Source organism: Acaryochloris marina S15, from assembly GCF_018336915.1.
GTDB lineage: Bacteria > Cyanobacteriota > Cyanobacteriia > Thermosynechococcales > Thermosynechococcaceae > Acaryochloris > Acaryochloris marina_A.
In genome coordinates, this window is the sequence record NZ_CP064923.1 from 2142357 (window position 1) to 2156261 (window position 13905).

Consider the following 13905-nt stretch of genomic DNA (forward strand, 5'->3'; position numbering starts at 1 on the left):
CTAATAAGAAGGTTGAGGGAAATGGATATTAAATGAGGTGCCAGTTCCTCGACTAACGGTTAAGGTGCCTGAAATCTGTCGAGTTAGGGTTTTGACCATCCGGAGTCCTAAGGTTTGGGTTTGTTCTACATTGATCTCATGGGGGAGTCCCATCCCGTTATCGGTAATGGTTAGGGTGATAGACTTTTCTGTGTTCTGAGTGACCTTGACCTTAATTTCTCCGCTCTCCTGGTCGGGAAACGCGTATTTGAGGGCATTGGAGACCAGTTCATTGATAATTAAGCCGCAAGGCACTGCTGTATCGATGTCGAGGTAGATACTGGCAATGGCAACGTGAATCTTGATCTGGCTCATTTTAGAGCGATAGGACCGCAATAGATTGTTGGTTAATTCTCTAACGTAGGTTTCTAGACTGATTTTGGAGAGATTCTGAGATTGATACAGGTTTTCATGGACTAGGGCCATGGATTTCACTCGATTTTGGCTCTCCTTCATAATCTCAGTGATTTTTGGGTCGGGACTGCCTTGAGTTTGGAGATTAAGCAAACTACAAATGACCTGTAAGTTGTTTTTGACTCGATGGTGAATCTCTTGCAGCATCACGCTTTTTTCCGCTAGAGAATCTGCGAGCTGTTGTTCGGCATATTTGCGAGCACTAATATCTTTGTGAGTGCCCGACATCCGTTCGGGTGTGCCGTCGGCGTTTCGCTTCACGACTTGGCCGTAGGTCGCCATCCATTGCCATTCTCCGGATTTTGTCAGGAATCGATAGTCGTAGGTGTAGGGTTCGCTGTTTTGTAAATGCCTGTCCAGTACCTTGGTAACGCCAGGCTTATCTTCTGGATGGATCAAACTTTCCCAAGTACTCACATGGCCAGGAAGTTCCCCCACTTCATAACCCAGCATTTCTTCCCATCGAGGACTGTAGAAGACTTCACCCGTTACGATATTCCAATCCCATAAACCATCCCCAGAACCCGAGAGGGCCATTTGCAGTCGTTCTTCGCTCAATTCCAGGGCTTGAGTTCTTTCTTTGACACGCTCTTCTAGCTGGGCCTTGGCGTGCTCAAGTTCTTCTCGGCTGGGTAAAAGAAGGGCTTGGGGAATAACAGGAATTAGGGCACCTGCTGTGGCTAGTGAAATGATGGCTGTGGAGGCCTTAAGTACGCCGGATACCCAATAGATAGGATGCCAGAGTGTCCAGATCTCCATGATATGGGTGAGGCCACAGGTCACAATAAAGGCCCCAAAGAGCTGAAAAAGCCAGGGATAAGGTAAATCTTTGCGCTGGCGAACAAAGTGGATCAACGCCAGCGGAATTGAAAAATAGGCAATCGCAATTAAGGCATCCGAAGCAACGTGCAGCCCGACCAAACCAGGGTCCCACAGGTAACAATGCCCATGCGGTATAAGGGCAAAATGAATGAAATGGTCTTGGCTCCCCCCCGACATTTCTATTCTCCTGACGAAAGATATCGCTAAAAACTCTGCAATATGATGCTTATAGTATACTTTGCTACCTTTAACCCCAAATATTCTGGAATTCTAGAGATATATCCCATAGGATTACAGGTCGAAGTCTATAAGGCACCCGTATAAATACCTAATACACTAAGTATGTTGCCAGTTCATCAGTAGGACGACCACTGTACATCTACTGAAATCATTTTCGTGAAACTTTTGTCAGCAGAGTGCTTCGGTCTCTCATCGGTGATGAGATCAGCAACCTAAGTAATATTACGGATCTTGCTGCACTTGGCCCTTTTATCAAGGTATGGAGGAAACAACGATGAAAGAAAATGATGGTGTTTTTTCCTCTATTCCATTAAAAACCGGGTTCCTCTTTGATCAGAAAAACCCGGTTGTGTTGAATGAAGGGTACTTAGTGAGAATGACTGGTTGCAGGGACTTCTGCGGGTTGTAATAAGCTCAAAAGGTTGCCATCTGGGGTTCGCATGGCAGCAACTTTGCCAAATGCTGGCTCTCTAACCCGACCTTCAAGTTGTGCACCTAACGATTCCAGAGTTGCGATCGCACCATGTACATCTTCCACATGAAAACTCAAAATAGGTGAATCACCACCCGCTGATTCACCAGCGGCATGTAGCGCAATGGTGGTTCCGTCGGCATCTAGCTCAGCCCAGCCGGGGGTTTGCATTTTCACTTTCAATCCCAGCCCTTCTGAGTAAAACTTCACGGTTGCTGGGATGTCTTTGACCATGAGCATGACATGTTTAAATTCAGCGGCCATAATATTTGTTTCCTAAACGCCAATCACTGATCATGGTGACATTTTTTCAATCAATCGTGGCAATGCTATACCGAAGATTCTGCATCTCATTAGATGCTTGAACGTTCTGAGTGATACATGTTCAGAAACTCAAAGTTCATGGGTTGCCAAAGGTCATACCCACTGCTCAACTATTGTCTCGAATAACGCTACAAGGATTCCCTACAGCCACCACGTTTGCAGGCATACTTTTGGAGACCAGACTACCCGCACCAATCACCGTATTTTCTCCAATATCAACCCCCGGCAAAATAATTGAACCCCCTCCAATCCAGGCATTGGCACCGATGGTGATGGGCTTAGCGAACTCATACCCTTGCAATCGCTTAGCATTATTCAAAGAATGCCCCGCCGTATAGACCTGAACATTGGGGCCAAATTTCACGAAATCCCCGATGGTTACCACCCCACAATCTAGAATGACGCAGTTGAAGTTCAGATAGACATTCTGCCCGAGGACAAGGTTATAGCCATAATCCAAGAAAAAAGGCGGCTCAATATAGCAATCCGTTCCGCATGAGCCAAACATTTGAGCCAAACCCAGCAATTTTTCAGGGCTACACCCTGGTGTTGAATTGAACCCATGACATTTGGCATGAGCCAGCGTTCTTTCCGTTGCCAACTCAAAATCAGAAGCAATGTAATCCGCTCCTGCAAGCATTTTCTGTTTTTCACTTAGCATTTACAACGATTGGCTGAGGGCTAACAATTCGTAATTTATACAGCTAAGATCCAGAATTACCGGTCAGAGGTGGTTCCGACTAAAGTTCGTTTAGCAGGTGAGGCGGATGAGGAGTGATTATTGCTGATCGCCTCTTCCCATAGCTGCACCAAGGTTTGAAATGCTCTATCCCAGCTGTAATTCTCAACACTGGATGGGGCATAGTCGCCCATCCCTCGCCGCAGCGTTGGGCTTTCGATTAGGGCTTGAAGCTTGCTAGCAAAGTCATGGACCGATTGGGGTTCATATAGATAGCCGTTGCAACCATGCTCAATATTTTCAACGACCCCACCGGCTCTGGGAGCAACTACTGGAATCCCTGAAGCAAAGGCTTCCAAGATGGTTAGACCCCGTGCTTCTTTCTCTGATGTGGTGATGTGAATATCGCTATTAGCAAGCAAAATAGGGATTTGAGTTGGATCGACCCGACCCAACAAATGCACATGGGGCGTTAAAGCTCCTAGCTCATCCGCAATTTCTTCCCGCATAGAGCCATCGCCAGCCACGATCAGCGCCACTTTATCTCGATCGATGCGAGACAACAGTTCTCGCATCGCTTTGAACGTAAAGCCCCAGCCCTTATCAGGGGTAAGCCTGCCGACAAACACGAGTTTTACTTGCTGATCCACCTCCGGTAGATCGTAATTCTGGGCAAAGTAGTTGGACTGACGTAGGTTGGGACTAAAGTGATCGGTATCAAAGCCCACTAACCCTGCATAGCGGCTGTTCTTAATGCCCATCTTGATGATTTTCTGTTGTGTAATCGGACTGGTTGTACAGGTCTGATCGTAGGCGTTATACACCCGTCGCAACAGCAGCTTAAATACATTCTGTAGGCCAGAAATGGCAGCGGGAGGCCAATCAAAATAGTCCTCCGCATATTCAATAAAATTCGTGCGATAAAAGCACACACAAGGGATGCCAGCCTGTTTGGCATACTTGATGCCTGGTGTTTGCAAAAGCCCTACAGATAATCGTTCCGGCTCATCCACATGCAGGATGTCTGGCTGAAACTCTTCTAAAGATTGCATCAGGTGAGGACGGGCCCGTCGACTGATATTCCGCTCAAAGTCCAACCCCATAAAAGCTTCACTGGGTAGGTTGACGACCTCAATGTTGGGAAGGATCTCCCCCGTATAGTCTTGCCAGTTTGGATAAACACTTGCCAATGCACTGTAGTCAGGACAAAAAACCCGAACTTGGTGTCCCCACTGACTCAACTTTTTCATCCGGTTATAATCGGCAACCGTTACTCCATCTATAACGGGCAGAAAACCAGAGGTAATAATTGCAATCTTCATGGAGAGGTTACCTCTTCAAAACTATAAGCGTCACGGATTTCTGATTTAGGGATAGATGAGTCTGGTCGTTTCACCGTTGGTATCTCTATGTCTAAGCGGCGTAAGCGACGGCTCCTAAAAGCCATGCCAGTTGCCACCAAGTTGCCAATTCCCATCATGAGCACCATCAGGGCAATCCCTCTCCCTGCACCAATTCCGCCAATGTAGGGACCCACTGTTTCTGCAAATGGACCACCTGACATCAGAGGTTCTAAGAATTTTTCGACTAAAGGACCCACGACAATGTAAGCCAAAATCGCCAAAGACTTTTCAATCATTTGTTGGAGTGCAAACACCCGTCCTTGGTAATGTTGGGGGACTTTGCTCTGCCAAATGGCCTGGTTGCAACTCACAATGATAGGTTGTGCAAATAAATAGACAAATAGCCCCATTGCCGCCAGAGGGATGGAGGTTTGGAGTGCCGCCATCAGCATAATTCCAGCCTGCAGGGGGATGAAGTAGAGCAGACCAAAGACCCGGCGTTTAGGGCCACCCCAAGCCGTCATTACAATACTGCCCAGCAGCAAGCCACTGCCCCCAATGGAGAGCACATACCCTAACTCTTCCTGGGACCCAAAATCTAAAATTAGGGGCCAAAACACAACTTCTAAAATGCCCACGGAAAAGAAGTTAGTGGACATGAAGAGCAGCAGCCGAGATAAACCGGGGCGTTTGGTGATGTACCGCCAGGCAAACTGCATCTCTTGCAGTAGTCGCCGGATTTGGGGCGGTTTGGTGGGCCGGGTGCGTTTGATCTTGGGGAAGCGGGCAACTAACAGGGTCGACATCGCAATCAGAAAGGTGCTGAAGTCGATAATTAAGATGCCGCCAATGCCCAGAATACCGATCAGGAAACCTGCGATCGCAGGTGAGATCACTCGAGCGATACCACGAGAAATCTGAACCATGCCATTCATGCGGCTATATTGGCTGGCGGGGGTCAACTGCGAAATTGCAGCCGTATAGGCTGGGACTTGAAACGCATTAAAAATCGAGTTAACGCCCACCGCCAGATAAATATGCCAAATCTCCAGCTGATTGGTCAGGACCAAGGCACCAATAATTAGCGTACCAATGCCCGCCGCCGCATCACTGAGAATCATCGCCCAACGACGGTCCCAACGGTCTACGAGGGACCCAGCAATGGGTGAGATCAGTGTATTCGGCAAGTAGGTGAACAAAATCACCAGTGCCAGCTGGCTAATCGACTGATTTTGCTGGTAAACCCATATTCCAAGGGCAAACTCCGTCAGTTTTGTCCCTAACAGAGAAACAACTTGTCCTATCCAAATCAGCAGAAATGTTTGCATCTAGCTCCTTTACACCTTCGCGACAAAATCAGCAGGTTTGTTCGCTGGGGACAACGGCTTCAGTGAAACACTGAAGATAAACTTTTTGATGAGGCGGGGCAGAAGAAAATCATCGCCAATCAACAGTGTCAAGGATGGGTTCAGCGCCAACCCTAAAAAAGGTCTCCATTTGACTCGCAAATAAAGTGGAATCAACTTTTCAAACTGCTGATATAAAAAAGTCCCCATCCTAAAAATCAGAACGTTGAGTTTGGGTTTTCTTGATTTAAAATCCATAGGATTTTCCATAAGCCATGGAGAGAAAGCATGAAGAAAACTTCTGCTTATTCAGATCTTGGATAACGACTGTTTGGGGTAATTTTTTGGATAAGTATTGCTACTAAAATGATTAGACTTAACCTAGAGCGGTATGAACCGTTCGATTCAGCCAGCGAGTTAAATAAGTCTGCGGTACATTCTTTACGCTAGCTGGTAGCAATTTAATGACATGAAAAATCAGATTTTGTTTCCTTACTGGGGAATCATGATTGCCTTCAACTACTGACATTAGAACTGAATTGTCGATAGGTAAAAGGTGAGTTAAGTAGAGATTAAGGATTAAATCTGAAATGCCACCTAATTACACGATGCTATTGCGTGAAATTAAAGTCAAACCCTAGTGTTGAGATTTCTTAAGTGTCCAGTGTTATGCCTGTTTTTTCATTAGAAATCAGAAAAGCAAGATGTGAGGATTTACCCGCACTGAACCCATTAGCCTTTCAGGCAAAGGCATATTGGGGATATTCTCCTGATTTTATGAAGGCGTGTCGGTCTGAATTACTCCCTTCCCGGCATAAGATTAGGGCGCGAGTGAAAAGATATGATTAAGCGTTTTTTGGACTTGTGCTGCCGATAGAAACTGGTTTGAGGTAATGAACTGAAAGAGCTGTTGTCTGATTTGCGGAAGTGTCGTTCCAATGGGGAGATGATGCAGCAATCGCAATCTCAGTAAGTGAATCACATATTCGACCAAGTTTAGCTTGGGAGAGTAGGACGGCAGATACAAAAACTCAACTTGAATCGATTGGGCCAGTCCCATTTGCTCTAGATGAACAGCCAGCTGGGACTGCATTTTGAGCTTATGAGTCGGATTGTTATCGAGAATAATGCACAGTTGAGTGTAGCCTGATTCAACGCATTCGGAGCATAGGTCTGCAAAGTACTCTGATACATCTTCTGTTTTGGAATATGGGCTTATTCCAAAATACTCCTCGCCACTATGGGCATCAACACAAAGGAAACCGTTGAGTTTCTTGCGAGCCCGCTCATTGCTCGGAACCTCTGGACGAGTATTGCGTTCTGCCCAGCCATAGAATAAATTGGGACGCTCAGAGACAGCAAACTCATCAAAAAATACGATGCGCTCACCTGGTTGTAGCGATTGCAGTTTTTTTTACTGCTGCTACCCATTCTTGCTGGGCTTGCGGATCAGCATTTGCATAGTCGCGGTGGGCTCGCTGGTAAGACAACCCCAACTCCGAGAGCAATTCATAAATACGAGAGTCTTTCAACTGCACCTCGAAGCGTTGCTCAATTACAACTGACAAAATAGCCCCCGTCCACATATTGCGATCAATGCCATAGTCTGTCGGGTGTTGTGTTAGCACCATTTCTTTGAGTTGCTGTTGTTGTTCTGGAGGCAACCGACTTGGTTTTCGATGCCGAATGGGTTGGACTAAACCTCTCAGTCCGCCGTCGAGAAATTTGTCTATCCAACACGTTAAAGTGTCATAGCGACACCCTACTTGCTTACTCGCTTGGGCACGACTCTGTCCTTCATGCAGGAGTTTAATAGCGGTTAATCGCTGGCGAATGTATTGTTGTTGATTGCGATTGTAGAATTTCTGCCACTCATCTACATCAAAAGGCTTATCTCGAAAGGCTTGTGTTCGGTTCACTGCGTCTATTTACTTTCTTCTCGATTTTACAGCGGGAAGGGAGTAACCTACACTGCAGCACAGATTAATCAACCCCAATATCATTTCTTCCTAGGTGAAAGAGAACATAATCTAATCGGTTTTTATGGGCTAGAACAGCTTTCTGCCCAAGAAATGGAACTCATTGCCCTGTTTGTATCTCCCACTTCTATCGGGCAAGGCTATGGTAGGCATCTAATCAACCATGCAAAACGCCATGCTGTTTTTTGGGGGACTCAATCGATTCTGATTCAGAGCGATCCTAATGCGGAAGCCTTTTACCTCACTGTAGGGGCTTACCGAATTGGCCAAACGGAATCCGAGAGCATTCCTGATCGTTTCTTACCGTTGTTAAAACTTGACTTGCTAAAGGATTGATGGGCTATTTTCTTAGTATTCCGTTGATAAAAGCGACAAGCTAGCCAAGAAAGTCATCAGATCAGAATTTCCAAGTTAAGAGTCAGCTGTCTCTGGGGGTACACTAGGGCTGGTGAGGGTTTGGCATCTTTCGGTCTTATCGTTTAGTAATGATGAATATCACACGCCTTCAACTGTTCTGAATAAAGGGAGTTGTTCATTCTGATGTTGGCAGAATGCTGAAATGTTTAGCATTTCAAGGGCAGCTTTGAACCTCTTTCACTAGAGAGGTTGTAGAGGTAATTACATTAGGCGGTCGCAGAGTAAACGAGGTTGTCAGTAATTCAGCAGTTCTGGAATCAATTAACCATCGTCCCAAGACAACTGTCGTTGGGGCTCAAAACCCTGCTTCATAATTTAGAATCACCAACGTTAGCCTTACCAGAAGTCGCTCAGTCTCTGGCTACAGGCAACCACTTCCTGCTGGCCTACCAGAAACTGGCTGATTTGGATTCACAACATCTGTCCTTATCAGAGCGGCTGCAAAAATCAGTGGAAATTCTCAGTGAGACCCTGGGATTTGCCATCGTTGTGCTTGACTTTTATGATCCTAGCCAACAGACCCTTCACTTTCAGGCTGGGACCATTAGTCTGCTCAATGATGAGGATGATGGTGCACAACGTCTTAATCAACAGGTTAGCCAGGTATTAGGGGCCTCAACTCCCGCTGTTCTGGTTGATGATCAAGGGGTGACCAAGCAGACCAGTTTGGCGTCATACTTACCCCCTTCGGCATTACTCAAAACAGTTGTGCAAATGCCTTTGGCAACTAATCATACTGTTTTGGGGATGTTGACATTAGGGAGTCCTGAGCGACTGCCCGATGCCGATATGTTCTGTTTGTGGGGTAAGAATGTAGTTAGCTATTTGGCTTGGTTAATCCAGGCTGAGCGGGTTAACGACTACTTCAATACCGTCCAAGAACGATTTACATTAGTCGCTAGCAGCTTTAGGGGCTGTTTCTACGACTGGGATATTGCCTCCGCTTCTATCCTGCAGTTTACGAAAATCAATGAGGAACAGTCGGCAACCTCTAATATTCCCCTTGAATTCTCTTTGCAAGAATGGCTAGATCAAATTCATCCTGATGATCGACAGCTGTTGGAAACTCTGGTTGATCAGGACTTTCAGGGGGAGGATCAATTTGAGCTTGAGTATCGTTGGCAATCGGACGGGCAGCCAATGTGTGATCGGGGCGTTATCCAGCGGGATGCCCAAGGCGCGCCGATCCGGATTGTAGGAACCCTGACTAATATTGCCGCCCTCAAGCAGATAGAAGTTAATGCCCAGCAGCAAATTGATCGTTATCAAACGCTGCTGGCTGATATCTCCATCGTCATCTTTCAGACGGATCTAGCAGGACATTGGACCTATCTCAATCCTGCTTGGTCTAAGTTAACTGGGCTTCCCCTAGAAGAAAGTCTAGGGAAACCCATGTGGGACTTTGTGCATCCCGACGATCGTCCTGGCTTCCAGAAGGCATTTCATAATCTTGTTGAACAGACCTCCGAAAGTTATGACCATGAGCTGCGCTTTTTTAGTCAGCAGGGTGGGTGCTCCTGGATTGTCGTTCATAACCACGTCATTCGATCTGAGGACGGAACCTGTACGGGCACGGCAGGCACTTTGGTGGATGCCTCAGAACGGAAACAAACAGAACAGGCCCTCCTCCATGATGCGCTCCATGATGGGTTGACCCAGTTACCCAATCGAGTGTTGTTTATTGATCGATTGGAACAGGCTTGCCGTTCTTTTCAACGGCATCAAAATGAAATTTTTGCCGTTTTGTTCTTAGATCTCGATCGGTTCAAAATTATCAACGATACTCTCGGCCATATGGTCGGAGACCAACTGTTGGTGGCTGTTGCTCACCGGTTGCAAACCTGTCTCCGGCCCGAAGATACGGTGGCTCGTATCGGGGGGGATGAGTTTACCTTGCTGCTCCCCAATATTGATCAGACTGAAGATGCGATGCATATTAGCGATCGCATCTTGCAATCCCTGAGTGAGCCCTTTACCCTCGATAATACTGAAGTCTTTATTACTATGAGCATCGGCATTGCCATGAGTGGCAATCCTGAGCATAAACCAGACGATTTGCTGCGCCATGCGGATATTGCCCTCTATCGGGCTAAAGCCAGTGGGAAAGGCTGTTATGCCGTCTTTACTCCAGAGATGCCCCTCCAGCCTCTAGCCCAGGTACAAATTGATACGGAACTCCGACAGGCCCTTGATGAAGAGGAGTTCCGCTTGTACTGTCAGCCCGTCCACTCCTTGGAAAATAATGAAGTCTGGGGGTTCACTCTCCAGATGTACTGGCAGCATCCCAGCAAAGGGGTGTTACCTCCATCCGAGTTTCTGTCTGCGGTGATGGATACTGGACTGCAGCGAGCCATGGGCTGGTGGATTTTGCGCAAGGCCTGCTCTCAGCTCCCTCAGTGGCAGCGAACGCCAACGGAACAACCCTTATCTATTTGGGTGTCAGTGTCTGAGTCGCAACTGACATCCTCTAACTTCCTATCTAAATTTGAACGGTTGTTAGAAAGAAATGACATCAATCCCCAGCATTTGGTTATCGAGTTACCCCCATCTCTTTGGCCACAACCCTCCCAGAAAGTCTTGGCCCATCTCCAAGACATCCACTCGCGAGGGGTACAACTCGCTCGGGTTCAGGATAATCAAGATTTCGACTGGTTGTCTTCAGATGAACGTTTACCCATCGATTGGATTAAACTATCATCGACTCTCCTGGGTAACCTAGATCAGCAAGGATATTTAGAATCGATCCATTCGATGTTTATCCTGGCAGCCAATGCTGAAATAAAGATGCTGGCTGATGGAATTCAAACTCCAAAACAGCGTCTGTTGATGAGTGCGTTGAAATGCGATTATGGACAAGGCCATAATTTTAGTGATCCTATCCCTGCCCATGCCGCCGATCCCTGGCTTGAACCGTCATACTCTCAACCCCTTGACAGCATGAACCCCTCATCATCCATGTCCCTATTGATCATCTACAGTCCGATTGGTCAGTCGCAAGTTCCTCTTGTGGGTAAGCGATCCTGGACGATTGGCCGTAGTCCGGATAACTCGATTGTCCTTCCAGACCGATGGGCATCTCGCAATCATGCTCAATTGCGAGCGACAGATGTAGGCGAATTTTTCCTGATTGATTTGGGGAGTGGCAATGGGTCTGTCGTCAATGGTGAACGGGTGACCATGCCCGTTGCTCTTAAGGATGGGGACCTGATTACCATTGGTCATTCTCAACTGGAATTTCATCACCGTCCCCGGGAATCTGCCTTAAGTGCCATCGAAACGGCACCGAAAAATGTCCTAATGATGCAGTCTTCCCATCTACAGGGGCAAGTTTGGAAAGAAGCAATGAGTTCTCAGGGCATTTCCCTGACTTGGCTGAATGAAAATATAGATTTGGCTCAATATCTGACCCAATCCATTAAGTCAGGGCAAGGGTTTCCAGATTTGTTGCTGCTGGATATGACAATCCTGAAGCCCAATCCCTACAGCTTCTGTCGGTGGTGTCATAATTTGCATCCCGATCTCAAAATTATCTTGACGAGTGGTACGCGGACATTTGTCCCCGCTTCTGAACGGAAATGGGCGACCCATCAGGGTGCTTCTGAGCTGATTGCGGCGTTTGATGAGGGCAGCATTTTCTCAAATTTGATTGATGTGATGGCCAAGGTGAGGGTGGTCTTGGCGACCCTTAACTGGCGCCCGATTGAGCAAGGTTCGTTATCCTCTGCACTCTTAGCCATTAAACCCAGTCTAACGACGGCCACCTTCAACAGCCGTCAAACCATTATTGGTGAGCTACCTGCCGATCTAGAGTCAAACTGAGCTTTGTTCTAAAACATCGAGGATGGCCACCGCTGCCCGCTGGAGAACGCCTGGAGGACCAAGTTGCGATCGCAACTCCTGATACCCAGCCATCATCTTGTGCCTCGCCTCACCCTCTAGCAGTTCGCAAGCGAGTTGTGTAATTTTTCCCGGCGTCACTTCTTGTTGCAATAGTTCCGGCACAATCTCTCGACCCGCCACAAGATTAACCGGCGAAATAAACTCAACCTCAAAGTTGAGAAGATGCCGATAGAGCCAGCCACTAATGGCTCCGACCCTGTAGAACACCACTTGAGGGACATTGAGCAGGGCGGCTTCCAGATTAGCAGTCCCCGATTTAGTAATCACCACATCTGCAGCGGCGATGACCGTTTGAGAATCAGAAGAAATAGAAATGGGTAGCCCTGTCTGTTGAATGGCCTGCGTGACATCGGCACGATAGGCCGATAGGGCTAAAGGCATCCAAAACTGAATGTCTGGCACTTGATGGCAGATCTGTTGGGCAGCGTTGAGAATCACGGGCAGCAGATGATCCAGTTCTTGTTGGCGAGAGGCGGGCATCAGCGCCATCATGGGCTGGCTGGGATGAAGTCCCAACTGCTGACGCGCCTGTGCTCGTGGGGGAAATTGTTGCACATGATCCACCAGGGGATGACCCACCCAACTTATATCTGCCCCCATCCCTTGGTAATACGTGGCTTCCTGGGGGAAAATAGCCAGCATTTTGTCACTGAGAGCCACCACTTTCCGAGTTACCCCTAACCCTTGGGACCAGACCCATTCGGGGGGTGCAATATAGTAGACCACTGGTATTTGGAATTTTTGTTTGAGGCGTTTGCCTAAAGTCAGGTTGGGGCCAACGTAATCAATTAAAACCGTCAGATCGGGGGGGACCTGTTGGAACTGAGCCATTACCTGCTTTTGCAGCTTTAGGGTGGGCCAGACAAAGGGGATAGCATTGACCGGACCAATGGCTCCGATCTTGCTGGTGTCCCCTAGGAGTTGAGCGCCTGCTGCAGCCATCCTCGGACCCCCCAGAGCCAAGATTTCTAGGGAATATCCTCGGGACTGAGCTGCCATTACTAGAGCAGGAATCAGTAAACTGCCTTGCAGATCGCCAGAGACTTCTCCGGTACTAATAAAAATTCGGTAGGACCGTCCCATCGTTAATTAGGTAGAGGCCCAGTGTTGGCGACCAGGGGTCAAGCCACGTCTGTTCTGGGCTGCCCGCATAAACTGGCATAAATGTTGAACCAAAGGATGCTCAGATAAGTCCTCGACTTGAGCCAAGGCTTTGTCTAGGTGAAGATTAGACCGATACAGATACCGAAAGGCTTGCTTGAGGATGGGCCGCATCTCCCCTTGCAATAAGTCATAGACCCCATGACGCTGTAACCCCACTTGGTTTAAGGCCCGGACATGGGCCGGATTTCCCTCTACTAGCATCAAGGGGGGGACATCACGGATAATCCGACTCATGCCGCCAATCATCGCCAGCTGCCCGATATGAACAAACTGATGAATCCCTAGAACGCCACTAATGTTGGCTTGGGATTCCACCTGGACATGGCCACTCAGGGCGACAGAATTGGCAATTACCACCCGATCAGCAATGTGGCAGTTATGGCCGATATGGACATTTGCCATTAATAAATTATCGCTGCCAATGGTGGTGAACTGCTGGTCTCCACTGGCTCGATGGATGGTGACATATTCCCGTATCTGGTTGCGATCGCAAATCTTGACACCGCTTTGTTCCCCTCGGAAATTGCGATCTTGAGGTTCCATGCCCATCACCACTCCCGGAAAAATATGATTATCGGCCCCAATTTCAGTCCAGCCTTCAATTACAGCATGGTGCCCCACCTTTGTTCGGGGGCCGAGTTTTACCTGTTCACCAATGACTGCATAAGCACCAATTTGAACAGTTTTATGCAAAGCTGCATGGGGATGAATCACAGCTGTGGGGTGAATCAAGTCGGCCATGAAGGGTCAGCGTTTTACAATGACT

11 protein-coding genes are annotated in these 13905 nt (G+C 47.7%); 2 read left to right on the forward strand and 9 right to left on the reverse strand.

The features are described from left to right. The 7 genes from I1H34_RS10470 to I1H34_RS10500 all read right to left on the reverse strand — a co-directional run bounded on the left by I1H34_RS10470 (window position 1) and on the right by I1H34_RS10500 (window position 7598). Window positions 1-1374: a sensor histidine kinase gene (locus tag I1H34_RS10470; RefSeq protein WP_212665562.1), complete on the reverse strand. Its 1374-nt coding sequence runs from the start codon at window positions 1372-1374 to the stop codon at window positions 1-3. A gap of 508 nt (window positions 1375-1882) precedes the next feature. Next, window positions 1883-2251 (reverse strand): VOC family protein, encoded by a 369-nt coding sequence (locus I1H34_RS10475; protein WP_212665563.1) that lies wholly within the window; start codon window positions 2249-2251, stop codon window positions 1883-1885. A gap of 166 nt (window positions 2252-2417) precedes the next feature. Next, complete coding sequence (locus I1H34_RS10480; RefSeq protein ID WP_212665564.1) at window positions 2418-2972, reverse strand: sugar O-acetyltransferase; 555 nt, start codon at window positions 2970-2972, stop codon at window positions 2418-2420. A gap of 56 nt (window positions 2973-3028) precedes the next feature. Next, complete coding sequence (locus tag I1H34_RS10485) at window positions 3029-4312, reverse strand: glycosyltransferase (protein ID WP_212665565.1); 1284 nt, start codon at window positions 4310-4312, stop codon at window positions 3029-3031. Then, window positions 4309-5661, reverse strand: coding sequence for an MFS transporter (locus tag I1H34_RS10490; RefSeq protein WP_212665566.1), 1353 nt, complete (start codon window positions 5659-5661; stop codon window positions 4309-4311). The genes I1H34_RS10485 and I1H34_RS10490 overlap by 4 nt, the downstream gene beginning before the upstream one ends. Window positions 5662-5670: 9 nt before the next feature. Continuing rightward, entirely contained in the window at window positions 5671-5937 is a 267-nt protein-coding gene (locus tag I1H34_RS10495) for a hypothetical protein (protein ID WP_235108222.1), read from the reverse strand. Between the two features lie 562 nt (window positions 5938-6499). Continuing rightward, a protein-coding gene (locus tag I1H34_RS10500) for an IS630 family transposase (RefSeq protein ID WP_212665567.1) occupies window positions 6500-7598 on the reverse strand; the annotation gives its coding sequence in 2 pieces (ribosomal slippage) (window positions 6500-7093 and window positions 7095-7598; 1098 coding nt in all). On the opposite strand from I1H34_RS10500, the gene I1H34_RS10505 reads away from it, so the two are divergent. Then, on the forward strand, window positions 7584-7994 hold the full coding sequence (locus I1H34_RS10505; RefSeq protein ID WP_249369987.1) for a GNAT family N-acetyltransferase: 411 nt from the start codon (window positions 7584-7586) through the stop codon (window positions 7992-7994). The genes I1H34_RS10500 and I1H34_RS10505 overlap by 15 nt on opposite strands. A 312-nt stretch (window positions 7995-8306) precedes the next feature. After that, complete coding sequence (locus tag I1H34_RS10510) at window positions 8307-11894, forward strand: diguanylate cyclase domain-containing protein (RefSeq protein WP_212665569.1); 3588 nt, start codon at window positions 8307-8309, stop codon at window positions 11892-11894. Here I1H34_RS10510 and lpxB read toward each other — a convergent pair. Both lpxB and lpxA read right to left on the reverse strand, forming a co-directional pair. Then, window positions 11886-13058, reverse strand: coding sequence for a lipid-A-disaccharide synthase (gene lpxB, locus I1H34_RS10515; RefSeq protein ID WP_212665570.1), 1173 nt, complete (start codon window positions 13056-13058; stop codon window positions 11886-11888). The two genes, I1H34_RS10510 and lpxB, sit on opposite strands and share 9 nt — an antisense overlap. 6 nt (window positions 13059-13064) lie before the next feature. Further along, entirely contained in the window at window positions 13065-13880 is an 816-nt protein-coding gene (gene lpxA / locus I1H34_RS10520; RefSeq protein ID WP_212665571.1) for an acyl-ACP--UDP-N-acetylglucosamine O-acyltransferase, read from the reverse strand. Between the last annotated feature and the right edge of the window lie 25 nt (window positions 13881-13905).